We start from the raw sequence: 25306 nt of genomic DNA on the forward strand, positions 1-25306 counted from the left end.
TTTTATTTATTCAATCCATCATGTCTGCAATTATGCTATACGAACGCATGCGCTCTTCATGACTGTATACTTGCGTATTGATAATTAATTCGTTCGCTCTTGTTTCTTGAATGAAACTTTCGAGCTTGCGTTTAACCGTTTCGGGACTGCCAACAATCGTTGTACGAGGATCGAGCGTTTGCTTAATAGATGCTTGTTGCTGTGGTGACCAATACTCATTGATATTGTCAACTGGTGGTCTTAATTGTGATGGCATTCCCGTAGTGATACCAAGGAATTGAAGTTGCTGTGAAGTCGCCAACCATTGCGCTTTTTCGTCCGTCTCCGCTGCGATGACATTGATACCAAGCATGGCATACGGTTCTTTCAAAAACTTAGATGGCTTAAAGTTTTGATGGTACAACTGTAATGCTTGCAACGTATACGCAGGTGCAAAATGACTCGCGAAAGAAAAAGGTAAGCCTTTCTGTGCTGCAAGTTGTGCACTAAAGCCGCTCGAGCCGAGAAGCCAGATGGGTATATCAAGTCCTTCACCTGGAAAGGCGCGAACACGAGCGGATCTGTCGGGTTCAAAATAAGCTTGAAGTTCGGCTAATTGTTCCGGGAAATCGTCACCAGTACTTTGTAATGTGCGACGCAGTGCATAAGCAGTTGCTTGGTCAGAACCTGGCGCACGCCCAAGTCCCAAATCGATTCTTCCTGGATAGATAGATTCGAGTGTGCCAAACTGTTCGGCAATAACAAGTGGTGCATGGTTAGGTAACATAATACCGCCCGAACCTACGCGAATTCGTTTTGTTACGCCTGCAATATGACCTATAAGTACCGATGTTGCGGAACTTCCAATGCCAGGCATATTGTGATGTTCTGCAAACCAGTACCGATTGAAACCTAATTTTTCAGCATGCTGTGCCAATTCCGCACTATTTTTGAAGGACTGTGTTGCATTGCTACCTTCATTTATTGGAGAAAGGTCCAAAACGGAAAGTGGAATCGAATTGAACTTTTTAATTTTATCAGCAACCAAATCTCTTCACTCCTTATTTTGTTCTTATAAGAAAGAATACCGTTCCTGACTAGATTCCTCTACCAATTGGACTCAGAAAAACGTGATTTCGAATAAAATGAAGCTTGACATTCAATTTTCATTTGTTATGATTAGTTCTAATTCCATAACTAATCTAACTATTTTGATGGAGACACACTTTATCTACTGAAATCTCAAGAGAGCTGATGGATGGTGCAAATCAGTGATTTCGCAGTAAAGTAGCACTCTGGAATAGATAAACTGAAACGTCTAGTAGGTTTATCCGTCACATGCGCGTTAAGCATGCTAACCAAGACTGTCTATTTTTTTCAGACAGTAAAAAGGGTGGTACCGCGTGAGTATTTCAGCTTTTCGCCCCTTACATTTATTTGTAAGGGGAGGAGGGCTTTTTTTTATTCCCAAAATCGAGAGGAGAATGAAGATGTTACAAGATCAAATGCTACTTAGGATTCCAGGACCAAGTCCCATCCCGCCAAGTGTACAACGAGCGATGAGTCAACCAATGATTGGCCACCGAGGACAAGAGACATCGAATATGCTTAAAAATATCGCACCAGGTCTGCAACGGATTTTCGGTACGACACAAGACGTTGTTATTTTAACAGGTAGCGGAACAGCTGGTTTGGAAGCTGCTGTTGTAAACATTGTGAAACCTGGCGATGAAGTATTAGTCATTGTAACAGGCGCATTCGGCGAGCGTTTCTCAAAAATTTGTGAAGCTTACAATATCACGGTTCAAAGCTTAAATGTCGAATGGGGCGAAGCGCTGAATCCCCTAGAAATTAAACGCTATCTACAAGACCATCCTGAAATCAAAGCTGTATTTTCTACATATTGCGAGACTTCTACTGGCGTATTAAATCCTATCAAGGAACTCGCACAGGCAGTACGTGAAGTGTCAGATGCATTAATCGTCGTCGATGGTGTTTCCTGTGTTGGCGGTGTTGAGACGAGAATGGATGATTGGGGAATCGATGTCCTGGTGACAGGTTCTCAAAAAGCATTCATGCTACCAGCAGGACTGGCTTTTATCGCGGCAAGTGAACGTGCCTGGACTATCATCGAGAATAACCCACAACCACGCTACTATATGGATTTAGTAAGATATCGTGACAATCTGTTAAAAGATACTACCCCTTTCACACCTGCACTATCTTTGTTATTCGGCTTGGAACAAGTTCTTCAGCTTGTCGATCAAGAAGGAGTCGAACAAGTAAATGCACGACATATTTTGATGATGAACATGACGCGCGCCGCTTTCCGGGCATTAGGTATTCCTTTATTAACAAGTGATAAAGATGCCTCTCCTACGGTCACAGCGGTTAAACCGGAAGATTTCGACGCAGAAGCGTTTAGAAAAGTGATTAAACAAGAGTTCGGCTTAATCGTAGCAGGCGGCCAACAGCATTTAAGCGGCAAAATATTCCGCATTGGCCATATGGGATACTGTTCTCCCGCAGATGTCCTTCAAACAATCAGCGCGATGGAAATCGGCTTACTCAAAGTCGGCAAAGAAATTGAATTAGGAAAAGGCACTGCCGCTGCACAGCAAGTCTACTTAAACGAAGGAGTGTTGGTCTAAATGACTTTTAATATACTTATTAGCGATCCGTTAAGCGAAGATGGTATTTTTCCATTAAGGCAGGCTGAAGGCTTAAACATCGTCGTTGACACAACTTGCACACCCGCTGAATTAGCGTCTAAAATTCATAACTATGATGCCTTGCTTGTTCGTAGTCAAACACAAGTGACACGCGAAATTATTGAACAAGCAACGAGGTTAAAAATCATTGGGCGTGCTGGTGTCGGCGTCGACAATATCGATTTAGACGCAGCGACTGAACATGGTATTATCGTTGTCAATGCTCCGGATGGCAACACGAACTCCGCTGCTGAACATACAATTGCAATGCTGATGTCCCTTGCGCGCAAAATTCCACAAGCCTTCAACTCATTAAAAAATCAGCAATGGGACCGCAAGTCATTCATTGGTGTTGAATTAAAAAATAAGACACTCGGTGTAGTAGGTCTTGGTCGTATCGGTGCGGAAGTTGCGGCAAGAGCAAAAGGTCAGCGAATGAATGTCATTGCCTATGATCCTTTCTTAACAGAAGAGAAAGCGAAGAAGATGGGTATTACTGCGGGAACTGTCGAAGAAGTACTAAGAGCAGCAGACTTTATTACTGTTCATACTCCACTTTTGAAAGAAACGCGACATATGATCAATAAAGAAGCCTTTAATTTGATGAAAGACGGCGTTCAAATCATTAACTGCGCACGCGGCGGTATTATCGATGAAGATGCGTTGTATGATGCAATCGTATCGAAGAAAGTTGCAGGAGCTGCACTCGACGTCTTTGAAACGGAACCATTTGTTGGCCATAAACTGCTGACACTTCCTGAAGTCATCGCGACTCCACACTTAGGTGCAAGTACGATTGAAGCGCAAGAAAGCGTTGCAATTGATGTTAGCCGTGATGTTGTCACTTTCTTAAACGGTGGTGCGGTGCAAAACCCTGTTAATCTTCCTTCTGTTTCAAAAGAAGCGCTGGCTAAAGTTGAACCATTCTTTGACTTAGTTGAAAAGTTGGGCGTATTCTTATCTGATTTAGCAGAGGGTGTTATCGAGGAAGTAAATATTTATTACTCAGGGCAGCTTGCTGAATCTGATGTCCGTCCTTTGACACGCAACACGCTAAAAGGCCTGTTGAAACGCAATCTTGGAAACCATGTCAATGATGTCAACGCCAAGTTTTTGGCAGACCGTATCGGCATCAAGGTTAATGAACATAAAACGTCTACATCGAAAGGTTTTTCAAATTTAGTTACGGTTGAAGTATCGACAACGAATGGAGTAAGACGTGTTGCCGGAACTTTACTAAATGGTTTAGGTGCACGTATTGTCAAAGTCGATGATAACCTTGTCGATGTAAAACCTGATGGCCATTTACTGTTCATTAAACATAAAGACCAACCGGGTGCAATTGGCCGGGTCGGAACATTACTAGCAATCGAAAACATCAACATCGCAACGATGCAAGTTGGCCGATCCACTGTTGGCGGTAATGCAATCATGATGCTATCTGTCGATAATCATGTTGAGAAGGCTAACGTAGAACGTTTGAAAGAGCTTGAAGATATCTTTGATGTTATCGCGATTGATTTGTAAGTACGATTCCGATTTTGTTTGACTTGAATCAAATAAATAAATAAATAAGTGGATAGAGTCTTTAGATGACACCTGATTCTCTATCCATTTTTTTATAGTTCATTGTTATAAAATCCATTTTCACTAGACCACTTCTGGTTCGCTTTCGGCGAATTAATCACGACATATTTACCGTGAGGCAAGTGTGGCTAGAAGTGACTCCGTCACTTCTAGCCACACTCTTTTCAGTAATCCTGTTGCGAATAGTTGCCTGTCGCATACCTACAATGTTCAAGTGAAAAATGCAGGTATGTTTGAAAGAAACGAATAGATGATTTTCTAAAGAGATTGTAAGTGCCCGAAGATGCAATTTCGGTCACTCTGGCACGTTGTACAATGTGTTTCTTGCTTACTTCTAACAAAGTGTATGCACCTAATCTTGTGATATCTTATAGAAAGTGACACTCCTTCACTAATACAAAAGGGAAAACCCTATAGAAAGTTTCAGCCGCCAAAATTGCATCTTTGGCGGCTTTTCTCCAGGTAAGAAGCCAGCTATTCTTTCGTCCCAAAAAGTATCTGCACTTCGTGTACTTATGCATTTGGAGCGCGCCGGATGAAGGGCCACCATACGATTACCGAAAAGAGTGTATAGGGATGCGACAAAGTCGCATCCCTATACATACAGACCTCTCGATAATGATATAGACGTCATTCAATCCAAAGCAGCCCAAATGCAACTATACACGTAGCGCCCAGTAGGTGATCACGTCATTCACTGGTTAATTTTGTTTAATTAACAGGTGTGAAATAAAGCTAACTTATTTCTTTAGCCTTATTATTAACTAGTCTAACCGACGCAATAACTAAAAATAAAATACCGATAAACAAAAGACTAGCGAAAATGATTTTCAAACCGCTAGTTGGAGAATTAGACAGGAAACCGCCTAATACCAGGAATAAAACACCAATAGAAGCAAGGTAATATGTGAACACCTTATGGTTACGTTTGAATAAGATATACCCCAGGAGGATTATGAGATATGTCCCACTTAACAACATTAGCAAAGGAAATACAGGTGCAAATTTAGCTGCATACATAAAATAATCAATTGACAGAATATCGCTTGCGTTTTCCACTTGTCCATTCACTATTCCAGAAAAAAGCGCGGTATGTTTCCATTCCCAAGAATGCTCTAATAGTGCGCTACCTTCATACCATGCTACCCCAGTAGAAAATAGTAAAAGAATTGATGCCAAAACCAATTGGATGATGACCCTAAAAGACATTTTCTCCACCTCAAATTATCGATAAACTCTGATTTCCCTTTACTCACAACTTAAATATCTCTACTAAATACGTTCTTCACAATACGAAGGTTCCGTTACTTCTAGATGATCAATCCAAAACTATTTTCATTTCCATAATTTAAATCCCACACAAAAAAGCGCTGACCAACTGGAGCGCTTTTTCGTTTTGTAATGTAAGCAGTTGGTCCACTCCATCCTCAATCCTTCAGGATAGATTTGATACTCATTGGACAACCTGTTTCTTATTCAACTCTTCAAGAATAGGATATAATTTTTCTAAATGATTAATTACATAAGTCGGTACAACTTCTTCACTTGACAGTTTATTCTCCCGATTAATCCAGACAGAACGCATTCCGACACGTGATGCTCCTAAAATATCCGTCATTAGATTATCGCCTATCATTATTGCTTCCTCAGCAGTTACGCCGCTTTCAGTAAGCACATGTTGAAAAATAGATGCGTCTGGCTTTCCTACTCCGAATGCGCCTGAGATGATGATTTGGTCAAAATAAGGGACAAGTTCGGTTGTAATTTCAAGTTTCGTGTGTTGTAAACTTGGTGAACCGTTTGTTAATAATACAAGTTTGTATGTATCTTTCAGACTGTCCAGCACTTCGAATGTTTCTTCATATAGATAAGGATGCTTTTTCCGTTCCTGTGGGAATAATTCTGCTAACGTGCTGCCAAGGTCTTCATCATTAATGCCGATTCGCTGAAGTCCATTTGTCCACGCTTCCTTACGATAGCCTGGAACAATTGCTTTCATTTTTTGAAAATAGTCCCCTTCATCATTGAATGTCCCCCAGAGACCTTCGAATGGGTTAATGCCAATCATCTGTGTAAATTCATAGGTATCATACGATTCGTAAAGCTTTCTCGCTTCCAATCTGACAGCTTCTTCAAGTTTAGCAGGATTAAGATCATGTACTTGGGCTGCATGTTCACATGTTTTTTCGAATGCGGTTTCTACACTTTTTTTATCCCATAATAATGTATCATCCAAATCAAAAATAATCGCTTTTATCATAAGAAATCATCCCCTATCTGCTTTATAAACTAGTATACATGATTTCAGACTAGTTTAACGAGTAAGAACAAAAGCGCTAGAGTCTAGACGTGAAATAGCTTCTCTTGGTGTTTATCCACAGTACGCGATTTTATAATTTCCTAGTCAAAGAAAAAACCGCTCCCTATTTCTAATCGGAGCGGCCATTCTTCAATAAATTTCTCTGTCCCAGAAGCGTTGCTGTGCGATTGCTTTTACAAAATCATCATCAAAATCGGGATTATCCGTCGCGAAGACAATTCCTGGCCCCGCCTTCGCATTTGATAATTCAAAGAAAGGAAGACCTGTCGATGCAAATCCAATCGGTTTATAATGCTTGAACGATTCGTTAATAAAGTATTGGATATTGGAATTGAATTTTGCTTGATTTTCAGCCGTACCACCAACAACATATAAGCTATCAAATAAAACCGGATCCATTGTAAGGAATGTTTCATTAACGATTACATTAAGGCCATCCGCACCCCTCACTGTGCCAAGTTTTTCACCAACAATATCCACAGTGACGCCATATTTCCTTAACGTTTTGACAGCTCTTTTCACTTCTGCACCATTAAAATCATTGCCAATCAGCACGCCGACTTTCAACGTGTAAGGGACTCTCGTCGTATTTTGCTGACTGAGTGCCGGTGATGAGGCCTTGACGTTCACTTGCTTGCCAGTAGGAGGGTTTACCCCGACACCATCTGCGATATGGACTGCCAATTCTTCATCCACATTGGCAAACATGTCAACAACTTGCTGTCTCACACTTTTACTAGTCACTTTTCCAACTTCAAAGATGAATGCATCAGTGATATGCTGCTTCTCTGGTGGCGACATACTGTTCCAAAATAGCCTAGCCTGAGAAAAGAAATCTTTGAATGAATCGCTTCTTGCTTGAATGATACGCCCTTCCACTTTTTCTGCATAATGGACGAATCCGCCTTCTTTCGCAGTAGAAGTGGACGGTGTATTATCCGCAAGCGAGTTTTTATGGTAACTGACCTGCCCAACATCAATTCTCTGACGGCTATAGCCATTTCGCTGATTATTATGGAATGGACAGACGGCACGATTGATAGGAATCTCAGTGAAATTCGGTCCCCCGAGGCGAATGAGTTGTGTATCTAAATAAGAAAACAATCTACCTTGTAGAAGTGGATCATTTGTGAAATCAATTCCAGGTACAACATTACCCGGGTGGAATGCAACTTGCTCTGTTTCCGCAAAGACGTTGTCAACATTACGATTAAGCGTCATCTTGCCAAATATTTTAACAGGTACGATTTCTTCCGGCCAAAGTTTTGTAGCATCTAGTACATCGAAATCGAACATGAATTCATCTTTTTCATCAATCATTTGTACACCTAGTTCATACTCCGCAAAATTACCATGTTCAATTGATTCCCATAAATCCCGCCGTTGAAAGTCTGGATCTTTCCCAGAAATCTTCTGTGCCTCATCCCATACAAGCGAATGTACGCCAAGTGTTGGTTTCCAATGGAACTTTACAAACCGGCCTTTGCCTTGTTCATTGACGAATCGGAATGTATGAACACCAAATCCCTCCATCATTCGCCAACTCCTGGGAATCGCCCGATCTGACATTAGCCACATGACCATATGCGCTGATTCTTGGTTGTTAGCAACAAAGTCCCAAAACGTATCATGTGCAGAGGCAGCTTGCGGCATCTCATTATGTGGTTCAGGCTGTATCGCATGGACAAGATCCGGGAACTTAATGCCATCTTGGATGAAAAAGATGGGAATATTGTTACCCACAAGATCATAGTTCCCTTCCTCCGTATAAAACTTAACAGCAAATCCTCGAACATCCCTTACTGTATCCGCAGAACCTTTGCTCCCTACAACATTCGAGAATCTCGTAAAAACTGGGGTTTTCGTTCCGGGTTCCTGCAGAAATCCTGCTTTTGTAAATTCCTTCATTGATTCATACAATTCGAAAAACCCGTGCGCTGCATATCCCCTGGCGTGTACAACCCGCTCTGGAATCCTTTCATTGTCAAAGTGAGTTAATTTTTCACGAAAATGAAAGTCCTCCATTAAAGTTGGTCCACGGATACCCGCTTTCAATGATTCCTCGTCATTCGAAACTTTCAGTGCTTGATTTGTTGTCATTTTTGTTCCTTCATTATTCACACGGAATTGTTCCAACTGTTTATCTTTACTGTTTTCATTTATGACTTGTTTGTGGTTTGGTGATAATTTATCCACACAATCCCCTTCCGCTATCCATTTAGTAATTCTAGGCGCTTCCCTACTATATGCAGGACTTCCCCAACTGGATACAAAGAAAAGGATAGCACCTTGGAAGGGCTACCCTTTTCTTCACCTATTATATAGAAGAAACAATTATACTTTTACCGTGTCAGTGACTTCAACTACCCACCCGAATGAATCTTCCACTTTACCGGTTTGAATACCCGTTAGTGTCTCATACAGTTTTTTAGATAATTCACCGGTTTCATTATTATTAACTACCATTATGTCATCGCCCCAATTGAGTTCTCCAATTGGTGAAACAACTGCCGCCGTTCCCGTTCCGAATGCTTCCTCTAAGGTACCTGCTTGGTGTGCTGAACGAAGTTCTTCCATGGATATTTTACGTTCAACAACCGGAATATCCCAATGCCTCAGTAATTGAAGGATTGACTTCCTCGTAATTCCTTCTAAAATACTGCCATTTAATATTGGTGTAATAACTTCACCGTTAATTTTGAAGAAGACGTTCATACTTCCCACTTCTTCTATATACTTTCTTTCTACACCATCAAGCCAAAGAACTTGTGAATAACCTTTTTTGCTTGCTATTTCTTGTGCTCTTAACCCGGACGCGTAGTTACCCGCCGTTTTTGCCGTTCCAGTTCCGCCTGCTACTGCACGCACATACTCATTTTCCACGAGAATTTTAACGGGATGAATTCCTTCTTTATAATACGATCCAACAGGAGAAAGGATAATGATGAATTTATATTTCTTCGATGGTGAAACGCCAAGATAGGGTTCAGTCGCAACCATGAATGGTCTTATGTACAGGGAAGTTCCTTCTGTTACTGGAATCCAGTCTTTATCGATAGAAATTAATTTTTCTAAAGCTTCGATTGCAATTTCTTCATTGAAAGCTGGCATGCATAAGCGTTCACTCGATTTGTTCATGCGACGCATGTTTTCTTCTGGGCGGAATAACAATACTTGCCCCTCTTTGCCTACATAGGCTTTTAATCCTTCAAAAATTGTTTGTCCATAGTGAAAAACGGTTGCCGCCGGATCCAGTTCAAGTGGTGCATATGGAATGATTCTATGATCCGTCCAGCCTTGGCCTTCACAATAGTCAGCCACAAACATATGGTCTGTAAATACTCTTCCGAATTCCAACTGATCTGATTGTGGTTGTTGTTTTTTTGATTCACTCAATGTGACAGTGATTACATGGTTCGTCATGATGTGTGCATCTCCCTATGTCTAATTTTCAGGCCAGCTGATTTGGCTATTTCCGTATATTATGTGATTAAAAAGGAATACCAAGATAAGCGTTACCTCACGCTTAAACGATATTCCTTCATTTATCCATGTACGTAAATAACTTTCTAATAATATAGATTATATCAACTTCTTCGTAAATAAGCTATCTAATCATAAAAATATATCACATTTTTTATAGTCCCTTTCCAGAATAAAGAATAATCATTCTGAATACCTATGAAGATAAAAACAGATGATATGTATGGATATTGAACCCTCGAAGGGACACATCTCTTGACAATTTCGTCCTCTCGCTGTAATATTAGCTTGAATTCAAGATAACTTTACAAAGATATTATCCAAGAGAGGATTGATAAAGATGAACGTAAAAGGCATTCACCATCTAACAGCAATGACTGGTAGCGCGGCGCATAACTTTAAGTTTTACACTGAGGTACTTGGTATGCGACTAGTGAAAAAAACAGTAAATCAGGACGACACAACTGCTTATCATTTATTTTACGGAGATGAGCAAGGGAATCCAGGAACTGAACTGACATTTTTTGATTTCCCAAATGCTGGACCAAAACGAGCAGGTGTCAGTAGTATTTCCAACTCATCACTTCGTGTAGCAAGTGACGCTGCACTAAATTATTGGATTGAACGCTTTACTGAATTTAACGTAAAACATGCACCCATTTCAGAATTTGCTGGTCGCAATGTTATTTTCTTCGAAGATGCGGAAGGTCAACAATTGACGCTCGTTTCCGATGAGACAAACTCAGTCGCTGCGACTGGAACTCCATGGGATAAGAGCCCTGTTCCGGTTGAGTATGGGATAACCGGGCTTGGTCCAGTTAGGCTAACTGTCCGCACTCCTGAACCGACTATCGCAGCCCTTCAAATACTCGGGTTTACAGAGAAGAACCGTGTTCCAGCTCTTGTTGAAGGACAAGACGACATCATTGTTATGGAAGTAGGAGATGGTGGTTCAGGCGCTGAAGTGTTCGTTGAGCCACGCAATGACTTACCTGCCGAGGTGCAAGGGATAGGCGGCGTTCACCACGTAGCTTTCCGTGTTAAGGACGAAGAAGAACTACATGCATGGATTGATAAAATTAACAGTACACGCTTGCCGAACTCCGGATTTGTAGAGCGATTCTATTTCCGTTCACTATACTTCCGCGAGCCAAATGGTATCCTATTCGAACTTGCAACAGATGGACCTGGATTCGCAACAGATGAGCCGCTTGAAACATTGGGTGAGTCACTTGCGCTACCACCGTTTTTGGAAGGTAAACGTGCGGCAATTGAAGCGAATATCAAACCATTGAATACAAGTAGATAAAAGAGCTGCGTGCAGAGATAATGGCTGGCTCTATACATCAAGATTCCTATATGGAGTAATCACCATTACTGGTGGTTACTTCTTTTTTATTGGAACATATTTTATGCGTTAACCATGAAAATCTAACTTGAAATTGTTTAGTGTAATCGATATATCCTTCAAAATCCAATTAGTAGATTATACTGATTAATTAATCGGTAAATGATACGATATAATGGATACGGTTTAAAATGATAGTCATTGCTACCCGAAAGATAGGGATCTTTATTACGACTTAAAACAGATGGAGGATTTATGATGAAACTCTCAGTTTTATTAATTGGCCCTACGATTATGATCTTTTTAGGTTTAATCATATTCAAAAGTGTCCCTATTACCTTCATCCTATTCTATGGTTGGCTTTTATTTGTTCCGATTCTACTATACTTTAGAAATAAAAGTATTCGATGGAATCGTAAAAAACACCTCAATCTCAAATCTTTCACAGTTGGTCTGATTAGTGGTGTTATTTCTTTGGTAGCAATTTACGGGGCAGTTGCACTACTACATAATTTAGTTTTCGATCTTGGCGAACTAAAACAAATTTTGGTGGAGTGGAATTTCACAGGAAGTATCCTTTTCTGGTTAATTATTTTCCTCATCTTCATCAATCCTGTTTTGGAGGAGCTCTATTGGAGAGATGTTATGTATAAGCGCCTTATAGATAGAGTAGGTGCGGCTCAAACGATTATGATTACATCATTTTTTTATAGTCTATATCATCTAGTTCCTCTCTTTTCAATTTTCGCATTTCCTTTTAATTTCATTGCTGTTATTCCAGTATTTATAGCAGGTCTTATGTGGGGCTACTTTAGATACAAATTGAATTCAATCAGCGCATCAATTATTAGTCATATCCTAGCTGATCTTGGAATCATGTTGGTTTACTTGAACTATATTTTGTAATTGGCCCCACCAAATATCCCCTAAGTAATTTACTCTATTTGTTGGGATAAAGAATCCCATTGAATTCGGTGTATGTTGTGTTGCCCTCAAATCATATTGGTACTCATCATGATAAAAAGGCCATTCCCCGTGGGACGGTCTTTTCTATTGTATAGACTCCATCATCCAGTTAGTTTCTGTGAGAGGATCGATAGTTTAGTTTTCCGATTCAGCTACCTCTTTTACCCGCTGTAAAAATTCCACTACAATCTTGTCTGTGGAAAACAGTAAAAATAATTTCATGAACCATTTTAACGGACGATTCGTCGCAGTATAGGTTAAAGAGGTTCTGTGATCAGTGAGATTGACCAGCTCGTAGCGCGCCGTAATATCAAACATATTAGCAAGTGTAAAACCTACCTTTAACTTTTTCGCATTTGGGGAATCGTCATACTCTAACGTTTCTATTTGGTACTCCATAACGCGCTTTCCTTCTTTATATTTTTGTAAATACACACTTCCAACCATTCCATCTGTTATTGTAATAGGTTTATTTTCAACTACTTGTGGCATGATTTTTTGCATATTTTCTAAAGAACCATTAAAAAAATTCCATACTTGCTCAATTGGCGCATCAATCTCTATTTCCTTCGTCCACTGTTTCATCATAAAAATCACCTCACAAAAATTTGCTTACCTGTATTATATATTTCACTTTACCACACAAGAAGATTCACTAATTCCTTCATAAAAAAGGAAAACAGTATAAGCGAACATACATCGCCTATCTGCTTTCCTTGATTCCAGCTTGCAAGATTAGTCCAAACTAAAGCACTTTACTTAAAAATGCTTTTGTTCGTTCGTTTTTGGGTTTATTAAATACTTGATCAGGTATACCTTCTTCTACGATTATTCCTTGATCCATAAACATCACGCGATCGCCCATCTCTCTCGCGAAGCCCATTTCATGCGTGACGACGACCATTGTCATCCCTTCAATTGCAAGCTGTTTCATAACATCCAGCACTTCTTTCACCATTTCTGGGTCGAGTGCAGAAGTCGGTTCATCGAATAGCATGATTTTAGGTTGCATCGCTAATGCCCTTGCAATTGCAACACGTTGCATTTGACCACCCGATAACTGTTCGGGATAAGAATTCGCTTTATCAGCTAGTCCGACCTTCTTCAACAATTCATGAGCTAGTTTTTCCGCTTCCGCAGAATTCATTTTCCGGATTTTCCGCGGAGAAATAGTGATATTATCGATTACACGCATATGCGGGAACAGGTTAAACTGTTGAAACACCATACCCACATCTTTCCGGATTCCATTGATATCCGTTTTCGGGTCATTTACTTTAACTCCGTCTATAAAAATGTTGCCGGCCGTAATATCTTCCAACAAATTTATACAGCGTAAAAATGTACTTTTCCCAGAACCACTTGGACCGATAACACAAATGACTTCTTTTTCTTTCACTTCATAATCGATTCCTTTTAACACTTCCAATTTCCCAAAAGACTTATAGAGGCCTTCCACTTTAATCATTTGATCACCTTCCTACCTTAACGCCGAGTTGAGAACATTTTCTTTCTTTGCATTGGAACATAGCTATTACTGAAGCGTTTTTCTACATACGAAATAATTTTACCGAAAACGAAAGTTAGACACAAATAAAGTATTGCAACCGTAAGATAGGGCTCCCAAAACCTTGAATAAGCTCCGGCCACTACTTTCCCCGCGTACAATAAATCATTAGCTGCGATAATCGTAACTAATGATGAATCTTTTAGAAGGGCAATCAATTCATTCCCAAGTGGTGGAACCATCCGTCTAAAAGCCTGCGGTAGAATAATATTTTTCATCGCTACATTTTGCGTCATTCCAAGAGACCTTGCCGCTTCCATTTGCCCTTTTTCAATCGACTGAATACCCGCACGTATAATTTCCGCATTGTATGCAGCGCTATTTAAAACAAGCGCAAGTGCACCTGATACAAAATAACCCAATGAGTGACCGAAAATCCCTGGAATAAGTGCTAGATGTATTAATAAAATTTGTACTAATAATGGCGTCCCACGGAAAAAGTCGACATAGTATTTGGATGGATAATAGATCCACTTTTTCTTGGATAATTTCCCCATACCCACGAATAAGCCTAATACAAAGCCTCCCAAATAGCCAACTACGGTGAGTGCTAAAGTAATTCCAATTCCACGAATGAATAATTCGCGATAATTCCATATCATTTCCCATCTAATATCCATTAAATCCAGAAAATCTAGGAAAACCAATTCAATCACTCCCATTAAATGACTTGGTGTATGCATATCGTCTTTAAACTACAAACGATTAGTCAACATCAAACCCTGTGATTTCCTTCAATTTCCCGTTGTCCTTGATAATTTTAATCCCTTCATTCAGCATGTCAATAATTTCTGTATTGCCTTTTTTGACCATTAATCCATAAAACTCTTTTTCAAAACTATCATCTTCTACTGTTTTAAGTTTCACCTTCGGGTTGTTCGCTTTGTAATCAATGATAACTGCATTATCCCCTACAGCTGCATCTGCATTGCCATTAATCATTTCACTAATTGCTAGTGGCATAGATTCTGTTGCTACAATTTTGGAACTTGTATTCCCTAGAAGTTCCCTAGTTACGATATGACCCGTTGTATTGATTTGAACAGAAACCCTTTTATCTTTCAAATCTTCAAACTTGGCAACAGTTGAATCTTCCGGTACAAGAATCAATTGGTTTGCAGCAAAATATGGATCTGAAAAATCGAATGATTCTTTGCGTTCATCTGTGATCGTAATCGATGACACAGCAAAATCCACTTCTCCACCATCTACTGCCGGGAATAAAGGCTCCCAACCGTAGTTTTTGAATTCAACTTCAAATCCTGCAGCTTCTGCAATCGCTTTCACAATATCAATATCTATCCCAACAATATTGCCTTTCTCATCCATTAACTCCATTGGTGCATACGTTGCATCCGTCCCAACTTTTAATACTCTTTTTCCGCTGTCTCCATCTTTCGATGAACCAGAATCCTTCGTGCCTGTTCCACAAGCAAACAATAGAATGCTTACACTCGCTAACAGTAACCCCAATGATATAAAGCGCAATCCTTTTTTCATCGTCATTCCCCCTTATGTTTTTGAGTTCCTGCAACATGTATCACTATAGTTATCCGAAAGTTCTGGATAGTGACTTTATTATATACGAGTCATCAGTCCTATACAATAGAAAAATAGACGTTACCTAAGCACAACCGACTAGGGTGTAATCCACAGACCAATAATTTTATAGTTTCCTATAGGAACAACAAAATCCCACCGGTACTAGTTATCCGGTGGGATTTTACGCTTAATTAATAAAATTATTGTAGTCCCTCAAATAATAACACTCTTGCAGGTGATGCATCTGTACCCGTCAATTTTAAAGGTGCAGCAACCATGAAATAGTCCCCTTGTTCAACTTCTTTTAAACGAAGTCCTTCAATAATAATAATCTCGTTTGCAAATAATGTTTTATGAGTTGGATGTCCTTCTTGGCTTCTTTCAATTCCTAGCGTATCTATTCCAACTCCTCGAATACCAATCTCGGAAAGATATTCTGCTCCATCTTGTGCAAGATAAATAAAATCAAAATTAAATGTATCCTCAAAAGAATTCTTCGTTTTAAATAGAACGAAATCACTCTTTTGGATCTCAAATTTTTCTAAATCCGCTTTAGAAATCCCATCTTCTACATTTGTTAGATCGAGTACTTTACACTGTCCCACAAGACTTTCCATTGGAATTGATTCGAATGTATCTCCATCTACAACCATGTGTAGCGGCGCATCGATGTGTGTTCCTGTATGCACATCAATCTCCAACCGAGTTTCGGTTACATAGCCATTTGTTACCCGATTAAGTTTTGGTTGTTTTTCAGGTTTATCTTTGTAAACAGTCATACCTTCATAAATAGTGCCTGTTACATCATGCATTTTCATTTTAGCAACACTTCCTTTTTTTTAGTGTCTGACTATATAGCTATCCTCGCATGAAATTTAGCATGCCGTCTAGCAAAACTACTTTCGTTACCTCATCAGTATACCAAAATTGACACTAAGTTCATGCATGTCCTCTATATATGATTTTATTTATAGTCTTAGAACCACGCATCGTTTAATGATATACTTGAAGCAGTTTCAAGTATAATTCGTGTCTACACTACAATTGGAGGAAAGCGAAAATGGATAACGTAACAGCCTCAGTTGGACCTGATGAAAAAAATCAATTATTTGATTTCCAAGAAGAATGGACAACCCAAGACATGACCTTTGTTTTATTTGGAGCAACGGGAGACTTAGCAAAACGCAAATTATTTCCAGCTTTATATAATTTATTTCTCGACGGCAAATTGCCAGATTCAATCTCCATAATTGGTTTAGGCAGAAACTATTTTCCCGATGACATTTTCCAATCAAAAGTCGAAAGTGCACTTCGTGAATATTCTAGAAGAGCTGTCCAAACTACCGGATTGAATGAATTTTTAGCCAAGTTTCGATACTGTAAATTTGATGCAACAGACAATAATTCGTATCAAAACCTACATGAACTTATTCACGACAGAGAAATAGAATTAAACATTCCCGGAAATCGACTTTTCTATTTGTCGGTTGCTCCTCAACTGGTTGATATCATTACATCTGGTCTTAATCAAAGCGGTATCAGTCAAACGACAGGCTGGAAGCGGCTCATTGTCGAGAAACCCTTCGGAAGCGATTTAAAGACGGCACGACAATTAAACGAGAGTTTGAACAACGCTTTCAATGATGAAGAAATTTACAGAATCGACCACTATCTTGGAAAACCTATGGTCCAAAATCTCGAATCCTTTGAATTTGCCAATCCGATATTTGGTTCATTATTAGATCATAAACGAATTGCTAATATTCAAATCACAGCATGTGAAACGGTCGGGGTAGAAACACGAGCCGATTATTACGATCAAGCAGGCGCAATTCGGGATATGGTTCAGAATCATCTTCTTCAGTTAGTAATGATGACGGCCCTTCATCTACCCGAAAAAATGACTGCTGAAGAAATTCGAAAGCAAAAAGTAACGATCATGGAATCCCTTCGACCTATCTATAAAGATAAGATGGAACAAGATGTTGTTCGTGGTCAGTACGAAGCCGGTGAGATTTTTGACACCCCGGTTGTTGGCTATAAAGAAGAGCCTGGGGTTAATGCTTCTTCAATGAATGATACTTATTTCGCAGCTCGCCTCTATATTGACAATCCATCTTGGAGCGGAATCCCCTTTTATATACGAACAGGGAAACGGATAGGTACAAAATCTACCAAGATTGTCATTGAGTTTACGAACAATGTAAAACAAACAGATGCCCTTCCAGCCGATGGGATCACTCCAAACTTATTGATATTCGAAATTAGTCCGAATGAAGGTATTTCTTTAGTGATAAATATGAAAAACCCTTCAAGTAACCAATTTGAGCCTGCTTGCATTAACTTCTCCACCAATTCAGAGGATCAGCCAGAAGCATATGAACTACTTCTATTTGATGCGATACGCGGTAATGCAACATTCTTCGCTAATTGGAAAGAAGTTGAATTATCATGGCAGTGGATTCAACCACTATTAGAAGCGTTTCAAGAGAATACACTACCTTTACATTCATACCCTGCCGGTTCAAATGGGCCAGAAGCAGCTAATCAACTATTGCAGGCCGATCAATTTAATTGGTGGTAAAGAGCCGCCTGTTCAGGAGCACAGCCAAAGTACGCCGCGTCCTGCGACAATTAGGAGGGATGAAGTTCAATCCCTCCCCGCTGCGTGACCCATATCCTGGAGGCCTCCAAGTCTCTAGGTGATGGAGTCTAGACGTAAAATCTTCATATTGCAGATTACCTACAGTACGAAGTTTTATTATTTCCGAAGCAAAACGTGATAAATTACATAAAAAGAATGGGGTAGGATTATGACTAAGAAACAAATGGGCGTTATTGGTTTGGGCGTAATGGGGATGAACCTTGCGCTAAACATCGAAAGTAAAGGCTATTCGGTAGCTGTCTATGATTATTGGACAGATCGAACAGATGAATTTTCTAACAAAGAAGCGAAAGATAAAGATATTCATGGTAGCTACAGCATTGAAGATCTAGTCGCTTCGCTAGAAGTCCCACGTAAGATCTTATTAATGGTTAAAGCTGGGGAAACGACAGATACAGTGATCCAGTCCCTTGTCCCTCATCTTCAACAAGGGGATATTCTTATCGATGGAGGAAATACATTCTTTAAAGATACGAATAGACGTACAGCAACCTTAAAAGAATCAGGCATACATTTCATTGGTGCAGGTGTTTCTGGCGGAGAAGAAGGAGCTCGTAACGGCCCATCGATTATGCCTGGAGGCTCAAAAGAAGCTTACGAACAAGTGAAGCCCATTCTTGATGCTATTTCGGCAAAAGTTGACGGCATTCCCTGCAGTGCATATATGGGTCTTGATGGAGCAGGACATTATGTGAAAATGGTTCATAATGGCATTGAATATGGCGATATGCAACTGATTTCCGAAGCCTATTTCATCATGAAACATGCACTTGGTCTTGAAGCGCAGGAGTTGCATGAAATATTTTCAGAATGGAACAAGGGTGAACTCGACAGCTATCTCATTGAAATCACAGCAGATATTTTCACAAAGATGGATGAAGAAACTGGGAAACCGCTCATTGATCAAATTCTAGATGTAGCCGGACAAAAAGGCACAGGAAAATGGACTAGCCAAAATGCGTTAGACTTAGGCGTGTCCCTTCCAATCGTCACAGAGTCCGTATTTGCACGATTTATTTCTTCTGTTAAGGGAGAGCGCGTTGCAGCAAGTAAACTACTAAAAGGCCCTGAACTGAAAAAGTATGTAGGTGATCCAAAAGAGTTGATTGAAGCGATTCGTAAAGCTTTGTATATGAGTAAAATTTGTTCATATGCCCAAGGTTTTGCGCAAATGCGTGCAGCATCTGAGGAGTATGATTGGAAAATCCCTTACGGAGAAGTAGCCATGATTTTCCGTGGAGGATGTATCATTCGTGCCCAGTTCTTACAGAATATCAAAGAGGCATTTGATACTAACAGTGACTTGCCAAACCTATTAGTTGATCCCTATTTCCAAGAAATAGTAGGAGACTATCAGAATTCGCTTCGCGAAGTAGTAGCCGTAGCCATTCAACATGGAATTCCAATTCCTGCTCTCTCAAGTGCATTGGCTTACTATGATAGTTACCGTACGGAGACATTACCGGCCAACCTGATCCAAGCTCAACGCGATTATTTTGGCGCACATACCTATGAACGCCTGGATAAAGAAGGCCATTTCCATACTGAATGGGCAAAAAACTAATTTTAAAGCAAACAAAAGTGCAAGCCCCTAGGCGCTGGAGCCTAGACGTGAAATAGCCTATTTCGCAGATTATCCATAGTACGAGATTTTATAGTTTCCTAAGCAGCAAAAAAGTACCAGGTACCGCTAAGCGGCGCCTGGTACTTTTTATTGGCTTTCGGTCGTTTAAAATTTCGGTGACAGTCATTTAGTTTGCGAACAGTTTTTTCTCCAATATGATTCTATGAATTCCCTCGTCATCCGCGAATGTTTCCACAACATCAAATCCATTTTTAATATTAAGGATAAGCATATTCCGCCAGCTATTTCTCGTCTTTGTTTGAACAATTTTATAACCCGACTCAACTAAAAAGCGATGTTGCTGTTCCAGCAGCCTTGTTGCGATTCCTTTTCCTCTGTAGTCCTCATGAACTGCCCCGTACCAACTATAATACTTATGTGGGTCAAGCTCGTAACCAATTTTATAACCGACCACCGTTGATTGATCAAAAGCTACATTTATTAAGATTTTCTGCTTTAATTTTATTTTCTCCACTAACGTTTTGGAATCTTTGAAAACACTTTCATGTAATTCCAAAATCCCATCAATTATTTCATGTTCAGGAATTTCCAAAAACTGTTTAAAGTTCAGCATAACGAACCCTCCTCACCAATAATATGCAGTTCATGCATTGGCCTTGTCATTGCTACGTATAGTAACTTTCGGTCGATTGGGTGATTTCGGAATGGCTCGTCGAAAGCGGCGATAATGACCGCATCGAATTCCAATCCTTTTGCTAAGTGGCTTGGAACAATGAGCAGACAATTGTCGTTGATTCCAGATTGATCTCCTACTAGGTGAACTGGTATTCCAAACTCCTGCAGAGAGGTAAAAATCCCCTGGGCTTCTTTCCGCGTTTTGCAGATAAGGGCAATGGATTGATGGCCACGTTCGATAATTCCTTCATAAATACGTTGAATCCCGATACCCTCTAGCTCATGCATCTCATAATACTCCGGTTCCCTTCCATGACGGACAACCGGTTCTACAAGTGGTAGATCTTCATCCATCTGTGCAAGAACTTGATTCGCCAGATTCATTATTTCAATCGTCGTTCGGTAGCTTTTTTGAAGTGTCGTATACGTTGCTCTTGGAAACAGTGCCTTTATCGGTTCCCATGATGTTAATGATCTGTAACTATGAATTCCCTGGGCCAGATCCCCAACCATTGTAAACATATCCGTCTCTAGACCGTCTTGCATTGAAGCAAGCTGGAATTCGCTGTAATCCTGTACTTCATCGATGAAAACAACCCTCATTTTCCATTCATCTGCAATGCCTCTAAGTTTTGCGTGCAAATAATAAAGAGCTGCTAAATCCTCGACTTCCCAAAACTCTTTTTTATGTGCCTCCAAAAAAGCATATCTGTCGCGCTCGGACCACTCGTCTGCAAATTCCTTTTGTAGTTCGCTACTTGTTAGCCAGTCCCGATATAATTTCTTGATATTGAACTTTTTGAATCTGCGCATATAGGCTGACGCAACCGTTTTGCCTTCCTTTTCAATAACAGGAAGTCTTTCATCTCTTTCTTCCAATATTCTTGTTAACTTCAGTTTCCTTCTTTCATCATCCCTTATTCCGTATAACGCCTTATCAAGTGCTGCGTCGTACTTTGTCGTTAGCATATCCATAAGTTGTTTTCGTTTTCGCTTAACGTCACTTTGAACGATAATTTTAATTCTATCCAGTCTTTTCTCGACTGGCATATACGAAAACTCTTTTAGAAATAGCTGTTTCAACCGAGAAGCTTTCATAATCCGATATTTTTCGATAAAGACATCTTCAAATAACTCAGCCATATCCAGTTCCAACTTATGCACATAGCGTTGCATGATTTCTCGGTATTGTAGGCTTCCCTTCACACGTGTTACAAAAAGCAAACTTGCATCTAGCGTGTCAGATTCAGTAAGCTGTTCCAACTTAGCGTCTGGATCCTTCAACTTCAGTTTCAATCCTGTAGCACTTAAAACATATTCGCTATATGTCGTCTGACAGATGCGCCCTACACCGAGTTCGGGAAGCACATCCGCAATATAATCCATAAATAATTTACTTGGCGCCAAAATCATCAATTTATCAGCAGGAAAGTTTTCACCCATTGTATAGAGGAAATAAGAAATACGGTGAAGAGCAATCGTAGTTTTCCCGCTTCCTGCGGCTCCCTGTACAATAATTGGTTGTTTCAAATTCGCACGGATAATTGCATTTTGTTCAGCTTGAATCGTCGACACAATTTCAGTCAGCCGTGTATCCGCCTTGCCAGCAAGGGCTTCCTGAAGAAGTTCATCATTCGTTGTAAGATCGACATCACGGATATCAAGAAGTTCACCTTCTTCAATTCGATACTGCCGTTTGGAATAGAGATGTCCCTCGAACTCTTCATCTCGCACTTTATAGGATAGAGCCCCTAGTCTCCCGTCGTAATAGACATTTGCAACCGGTGAGCGCCAGTCGACGATAATCGGTTCCTGCGTTTCCCGGTGGAATAAAGAAGTCTTTCCAATATAGAGTAACTCATCCGCCTCATCTTCTTTTCGAAAATGAATGCGGGCAAAATAGGGCTTCTGCTGAATTGCCTCCAGCCCCTCTTTTTGTGAACGGGCCATTTCAAAAAATCGAGCGTTTGTCAAAATGTTGATATAGCTTAAACTTGAATCCAAATAATCCAAATCAGCCATCGACTGGCGGATCTGTTCTTGGGAGGATTTTACATCACGTCGCGATTCCTCCAACAATTGCTGCATGTACTGTTTGGTGTAGTCAAGGCGCTGTAATTCAAACTCTAAGTCAGGATGTTGCTGAGACATACAGACCCTCCATTTGTTGTATTTTGCGTCACGTGCGGTTGTATGGGAGATGTTGGGGATTATTAAACAGAATTGAAGTTTACCACTTGCTAAAGGCGGAATCAACACCATTTAGTACAATGGAAAAAATATTCTGATTAAAGCAGTGATTCAGCGCGGATAGATACAGATAAGTAAAATTCACTTCCACTGGTTTAGATATTCGTAAAAGTAAATAGCGCTTTCTCATCAAACTCTCATCTGCGTCTCATGTCTCTCTAATTTAGGTGCGTTACTCTAGATAAGTAGGACAGGTTGAAAGCATGTCCACAAAATTGGCAAACGTATTTCATGTACATTAATCAATTCTTAAAAATTATTCTATCAATCATAAAAAATGGAGGCCCCAACTATGTTGACTAAACTTCAAAATCGAATTCATGAATGGATAGCAGTAAACTACCAAGGGAATGAATATTCATGGCTCTCCCAGAATGCAGTCACAAACTGGTTTAGCCCTAATCCATTAAGTAAACATGAAATTCAGCAATTACAACAAGCTAAAATCAAAGCAAATGCTAACATGCATAACTTCATGTACTAGTCCTAGAATTATACTTTCTCAGCAATTTTTTATTATGACTATTAAAATATCAATCTTAAAAAAATGGAGGCTACAAGTATGGTCAATCAATTTCAAATTAAAAAAGCGTTATTCCAGAACCACATTAATGAACGGTTTTCATTTTCATTAAACTATCAAGGTAATGATTTTCAAGGCATTTATCACGAGGGCGTAATTAACTGGTTCAATCCACACCCACTAAACAAAATTGAGTCACAACAATTAGGGAAAATCGAATCCAGTGTAACAAATAAAATGAACAGGCTTCTTGTCTCCAGCTAAGAAGTGTGGCGAAAAAACAAGCTAATTGCACGTGGCAATTAGCTTGTTTTTTCCTACCTATTAGACTTTAAATTGTCCCATATCATTTTGCAGTTTTTCCGAAAGCTCCGCAAGCACTTGCGCACTTGAAGAAATCTCTTCATTTGCAGCAAGCTGTTGTTCTGTCGCTGCACTTGTCGACTGAGCTGCCGCAGACGATTCCATGGCTAATTCCTGCACTTTTGAAGAACCATTAGATACTTCATCCGTCATTGTACGAATCTGTTCGATTGCGGCGGAAACAGCTGTCACTTTTTCACCGACGTCACTAGCTGCCTGTTCGATCCGGTTAAATACACTGCGTGTACGTTCCGTCACAACAAGCCCCTCTTCAACGCGGCGACTTCCATCTTCCGTGCTGGAAACAGCCTGTGCGACGTTGCCAATCATTCTATCAATCATATTACCGATTTCTCCAGCGGATCGTTTCGACTGTTCAGCAAGTTTTCGCACTTCTTCTGCAACAACCGCGAAGCCTTTTCCATGCTCGCCAGCACGGGCTGCTTCAATCGCCGCATTGAGCGCCAGCAAATTGGTCTGCTCAGCAATATCAGTAATGAGTGACGTTACTCTCCGGATTTCTTCCGAATAATTAGCCATGCCATTCATTATCTCAGCCGACTGTCCAATTGCTGAACTAATGACCGTCATTTGGCCGTTAACATCTTCCATAAGGGCTGCTCCCTCTTCAACCAATTGGGCAACGTCTTCAGATGACAGAAGCATTGCTTCATTATCTTCCGTAATTCGGTTGATGCTCGTTACCACTTCTCCCATAGCTAAAACCGTCTCATTTACAATCGCAACTTGCGATTCGCTTCCGAATAAGTTTTTCTCCGAAATTTCGGCAACCATTTCAGATGCTGCTAAACTCTCTTCCGAACTCGCAGATAATTCTTCCGCCTGGACGGCAAGCTGAACTGCAGATTCATTTGCATTCGTAATGATAGCGCGAAGGTCTTTGCTCATACTGTTAAATGCCGTCGCCATCTCACCTATCTCATCTTTATTGCGAATTATAACCGGTTCTATTGCTAAGTTACCATCCGCAATTTCTGTTAACGCTGCTGTCATTTTCCCGACTGGACGTGCAATACTACGGCTGATCACAACAGCAATAGCAATACTCAACAGAATCGCTAGGGCAATTAGCCCCACTGTCAAAATACGTGTTTGCTTAATAAGTTTTTCAATTTCTAGATTTATTTCGTCCGTCTTTGCATTTTGATCATTAATTTGGTCATTGATTTCCGTTACAATTATATCCTCAAAGACAGATGCATCAGATGCAATACTGAGCGCCTTTTCTTCACTGGAATTATTAAGTTCACTAATGGCCGACTCTAAAGTTTCTACATAATTTACACGTGAGTCTTTTAGTTCGTTAAATAACACACGTTCGGCGTCTGTCTGTGGCAATTTGTCTAGGATTCCCCAGTACAAATCAAATGTTTCGATTGACTTTTCTTTATTCTTTAAAAACAATTCATTTCCAAACAATAAGTAGCCCCGAAAATCGGTCGAAGTTGCATACTGTGCAGATAATAGTTTTTCAAACAACACCACTTTTGTTACCTGTTCGTCTAGGATAGATCGGTACTCGCTATTCACTTTAGTTAGCGACCAAAAACCCATTGCCCCCACTATTATCATAAAGACAAGAACAGATAAGAACCCGCTCCATAATTTTTTACCAACTGAAAATTTCATTTAAGTTTTACCTCCCGCATATTAAATCCATTCATTAGTATAGCTTATATGAAACTAGTAGTATAGTTGTAATAATAAAATATAATGACATA

21 protein-coding genes and 1 other annotated feature are annotated in these 25306 nt (G+C 40.0%); of the genes, 8 read left to right on the forward strand and 13 right to left on the reverse strand.

Annotation, left to right across the window (positions count from 1 at the left end; all coding sequences use genetic code 11):
- Positions 1-10: 10 nt before the first annotated feature.
- Positions 11-1027, reverse strand: a complete 1017-nt coding sequence (locus tag MKZ26_RS08120; RefSeq protein ID WP_340765642.1) for an LLM class flavin-dependent oxidoreductase — start codon at positions 1025-1027, stop codon at positions 11-13.
- A gap of 154 nt (positions 1028-1181) precedes the next feature.
- Positions 1182-1410: a binding site (T-box leader), on the forward strand.
- Between the two features lie 59 nt (positions 1411-1469).
- Here MKZ26_RS08120 and MKZ26_RS08125 point away from each other — a divergent pair.
- Positions 1470-2630 (forward strand): pyridoxal-phosphate-dependent aminotransferase family protein, encoded by a 1161-nt coding sequence (locus tag MKZ26_RS08125; RefSeq protein WP_340765644.1) that lies wholly within the window; start codon positions 1470-1472, stop codon positions 2628-2630.
- Entirely contained in the window at positions 2631-4217 is a 1587-nt protein-coding gene (gene serA, locus MKZ26_RS08130) for a phosphoglycerate dehydrogenase (RefSeq protein ID WP_067206939.1), read from the forward strand.
- Between the two features lie 795 nt (positions 4218-5012).
- On the opposite strand, the gene MKZ26_RS08135 is transcribed toward serA, so the two are convergent.
- The 4 genes from MKZ26_RS08135 to MKZ26_RS08150 all read right to left on the reverse strand — a co-directional run bounded on the left by MKZ26_RS08135 (position 5013) and on the right by MKZ26_RS08150 (position 10020).
- Entirely contained in the window at positions 5013-5486 is a 474-nt protein-coding gene (locus tag MKZ26_RS08135; RefSeq protein ID WP_340765647.1) for a YjdJ family protein, read from the reverse strand.
- 244 nt (positions 5487-5730) lie between these two features.
- Entirely contained in the window at positions 5731-6537 is an 807-nt protein-coding gene (locus MKZ26_RS08140) for an HAD family hydrolase (RefSeq protein ID WP_340765648.1), read from the reverse strand.
- A 189-nt stretch (positions 6538-6726) separates the two neighbouring features.
- Positions 6727-8793: a catalase gene (locus tag MKZ26_RS08145; protein ID WP_340765650.1), complete on the reverse strand. Its 2067-nt coding sequence runs from the start codon at positions 8791-8793 to the stop codon at positions 6727-6729.
- A 138-nt stretch (positions 8794-8931) separates the two neighbouring features.
- Positions 8932-10020 carry a branched-chain amino acid aminotransferase gene (locus MKZ26_RS08150; protein ID WP_340741681.1) on the reverse strand — a complete coding sequence of 363 codons (1089 nt, stop codon included), beginning with the start codon at positions 10018-10020 and terminating at the stop codon, positions 8932-8934.
- A 400-nt stretch (positions 10021-10420) separates the two neighbouring features.
- Between MKZ26_RS08150 and MKZ26_RS08155 the strand changes: the two genes are divergently transcribed.
- Together MKZ26_RS08155 and MKZ26_RS08160 are read left to right on the forward strand one after the other, a co-directional pair.
- Positions 10421-11389, forward strand: a complete 969-nt coding sequence (locus MKZ26_RS08155) for a ring-cleaving dioxygenase (RefSeq protein WP_067206916.1) — start codon at positions 10421-10423, stop codon at positions 11387-11389.
- A 297-nt stretch (positions 11390-11686) separates the two neighbouring features.
- Positions 11687-12334 (forward strand): CPBP family intramembrane glutamic endopeptidase, encoded by a 648-nt coding sequence (locus tag MKZ26_RS08160; RefSeq protein ID WP_187047813.1) that lies wholly within the window; start codon positions 11687-11689, stop codon positions 12332-12334.
- 195 nt (positions 12335-12529) lie between these two features.
- Here MKZ26_RS08160 and MKZ26_RS08165 read toward each other — a convergent pair whose 3' ends face one another.
- The 5 genes from MKZ26_RS08165 to MKZ26_RS08185 form a co-directional block, all read right to left on the reverse strand.
- The gene (locus MKZ26_RS08165) at positions 12530-12982 is read right to left on the reverse strand and encodes an SRPBCC family protein (RefSeq protein ID WP_340765654.1); all 453 of its coding nucleotides are present in this window, start codon (positions 12980-12982) and stop codon (positions 12530-12532) included.
- A 157-nt stretch (positions 12983-13139) separates the two neighbouring features.
- The gene (locus tag MKZ26_RS08170) at positions 13140-13862 is read right to left on the reverse strand and encodes an amino acid ABC transporter ATP-binding protein (protein ID WP_067206907.1); all 723 of its coding nucleotides are present in this window, start codon (positions 13860-13862) and stop codon (positions 13140-13142) included.
- 17 nt (positions 13863-13879) lie between these two features.
- Positions 13880-14581, reverse strand: coding sequence for an amino acid ABC transporter permease (locus tag MKZ26_RS08175; RefSeq protein WP_338653165.1), 702 nt, complete (start codon positions 14579-14581; stop codon positions 13880-13882).
- Between the two features lie 85 nt (positions 14582-14666).
- Positions 14667-15461 carry a basic amino acid ABC transporter substrate-binding protein gene (locus MKZ26_RS08180; RefSeq protein WP_067206901.1) on the reverse strand — a complete coding sequence of 265 codons (795 nt, stop codon included), beginning with the start codon at positions 15459-15461 and terminating at the stop codon, positions 14667-14669.
- 242 nt (positions 15462-15703) lie between these two features.
- Entirely contained in the window at positions 15704-16321 is a 618-nt protein-coding gene (locus tag MKZ26_RS08185) for a cyclase family protein (RefSeq protein WP_067206899.1), read from the reverse strand.
- 323 nt (positions 16322-16644) lie between these two features.
- Here MKZ26_RS08185 and zwf point away from each other — a divergent pair, with 323 nt between their 5' ends.
- Both zwf and gndA read left to right on the forward strand, forming a co-directional pair.
- Positions 16645-18087, forward strand: a complete 1443-nt coding sequence (zwf, locus tag MKZ26_RS08190; RefSeq protein WP_340767626.1) for a glucose-6-phosphate dehydrogenase — start codon at positions 16645-16647, stop codon at positions 18085-18087.
- 229 nt (positions 18088-18316) lie between these two features.
- Positions 18317-19732 (forward strand): NADP-dependent phosphogluconate dehydrogenase, encoded by a 1416-nt coding sequence (gene gndA / locus MKZ26_RS08195; protein WP_340765655.1) that lies wholly within the window; start codon positions 18317-18319, stop codon positions 19730-19732.
- 187 nt (positions 19733-19919) lie between these two features.
- Here gndA and MKZ26_RS08200 read toward each other — a convergent pair whose 3' ends face one another.
- Positions 19920-20366: a GNAT family N-acetyltransferase gene (locus MKZ26_RS08200; RefSeq protein ID WP_340765658.1), complete on the reverse strand. Its 447-nt coding sequence runs from the start codon at positions 20364-20366 to the stop codon at positions 19920-19922.
- Positions 20360-22579, reverse strand: a complete 2220-nt coding sequence (gene helD / locus MKZ26_RS08205) for an RNA polymerase recycling motor HelD (protein ID WP_340765660.1) — start codon at positions 22577-22579, stop codon at positions 20360-20362. The genes MKZ26_RS08200 and helD overlap by 7 nt, the downstream gene beginning before the upstream one ends.
- A 391-nt stretch (positions 22580-22970) precedes the next feature.
- Here helD and MKZ26_RS08210 point away from each other — a divergent pair, with 391 nt between their 5' ends.
- Together MKZ26_RS08210 and MKZ26_RS08215 are read left to right on the forward strand one after the other, a co-directional pair.
- Positions 22971-23162 carry a hypothetical protein gene (locus MKZ26_RS08210; protein ID WP_067206889.1) on the forward strand — a complete coding sequence of 64 codons (192 nt, stop codon included), beginning with the start codon at positions 22971-22973 and terminating at the stop codon, positions 23160-23162.
- A 78-nt stretch (positions 23163-23240) separates the two neighbouring features.
- Positions 23241-23465: a DUF5342 family protein gene (locus MKZ26_RS08215; protein ID WP_067206887.1), complete on the forward strand. Its 225-nt coding sequence runs from the start codon at positions 23241-23243 to the stop codon at positions 23463-23465.
- Positions 23466-23525: 60 nt separating this feature from the next.
- Here MKZ26_RS08215 and MKZ26_RS08220 read toward each other — a convergent pair whose 3' ends face one another.
- Positions 23526-25214 carry a methyl-accepting chemotaxis protein gene (locus tag MKZ26_RS08220; RefSeq protein WP_340765662.1) on the reverse strand — a complete coding sequence of 563 codons (1689 nt, stop codon included), beginning with the start codon at positions 25212-25214 and terminating at the stop codon, positions 23526-23528.
- Positions 25215-25306: the final 92 nt, after the last annotated feature.

It is taken from the genome of Sporosarcina sp. FSL K6-6792 (assembly GCF_038004885.1).
GTDB lineage: Bacteria > Bacillota > Bacilli > Bacillales_A > Planococcaceae > Sporosarcina > Sporosarcina psychrophila.

Coding starts and splice junctions, on each gene's coding strand:
- MKZ26_RS08175 (WP_338653165.1), bottom strand. CDS start 14,581: ATGGATATTAGATGGGAAATGATATGGAATTATCGCGAATTATTCATT.
- MKZ26_RS08155 (WP_067206916.1), top strand. CDS start 10,421: ATGAACGTAAAAGGCATTCACCATCTAACAGCAATGACTGGTAGCGCG.
- MKZ26_RS08160 (WP_187047813.1), top strand. CDS start 11,687: ATGAAACTCTCAGTTTTATTAATTGGCCCTACGATTATGATCTTTTTA.
- MKZ26_RS08125 (WP_340765644.1), top strand. CDS start 1,470: ATGTTACAAGATCAAATGCTACTTAGGATTCCAGGACCAAGTCCCATC.
- MKZ26_RS08150 (WP_340741681.1), bottom strand. CDS start 10,020: ATGACGAACCATGTAATCACTGTCACATTGAGTGAATCAAAAAAACAA.
- MKZ26_RS08215 (WP_067206887.1), top strand. CDS start 23,241: ATGGTCAATCAATTTCAAATTAAAAAAGCGTTATTCCAGAACCACATT.
- serA (WP_067206939.1), top strand. CDS start 2,631: ATGACTTTTAATATACTTATTAGCGATCCGTTAAGCGAAGATGGTATT.
- gndA (WP_340765655.1), top strand. CDS start 18,317: ATGACTAAGAAACAAATGGGCGTTATTGGTTTGGGCGTAATGGGGATG.
- MKZ26_RS08210 (WP_067206889.1), top strand. CDS start 22,971: ATGTTGACTAAACTTCAAAATCGAATTCATGAATGGATAGCAGTAAAC.
- MKZ26_RS08200 (WP_340765658.1), bottom strand. CDS start 20,366: ATGCTGAACTTTAAACAGTTTTTGGAAATTCCTGAACATGAAATAATT.
- MKZ26_RS08185 (WP_067206899.1), bottom strand. CDS start 16,321: ATGAAAATGCATGATGTAACAGGCACTATTTATGAAGGTATGACTGTT.
- MKZ26_RS08170 (WP_067206907.1), bottom strand. CDS start 13,862: ATGATTAAAGTGGAAGGCCTCTATAAGTCTTTTGGGAAATTGGAAGTG.
- MKZ26_RS08220 (WP_340765662.1), bottom strand. CDS start 25,214: ATGAAATTTTCAGTTGGTAAAAAATTATGGAGCGGGTTCTTATCTGTT.
- MKZ26_RS08180 (WP_067206901.1), bottom strand. CDS start 15,461: ATGAAAAAAGGATTGCGCTTTATATCATTGGGGTTACTGTTAGCGAGT.
- MKZ26_RS08165 (WP_340765654.1), bottom strand. CDS start 12,982: ATGATGAAACAGTGGACGAAGGAAATAGAGATTGATGCGCCAATTGAG.
- MKZ26_RS08135 (WP_340765647.1), bottom strand. CDS start 5,486: ATGTCTTTTAGGGTCATCATCCAATTGGTTTTGGCATCAATTCTTTTA.
- MKZ26_RS08140 (WP_340765648.1), bottom strand. CDS start 6,537: ATGATAAAAGCGATTATTTTTGATTTGGATGATACATTATTATGGGAT.
- zwf (WP_340767626.1), top strand. CDS start 16,645: ATGACCTTTGTTTTATTTGGAGCAACGGGAGACTTAGCAAAACGCAAA.
- helD (WP_340765660.1), bottom strand. CDS start 22,579: ATGTCTCAGCAACATCCTGACTTAGAGTTTGAATTACAGCGCCTTGAC.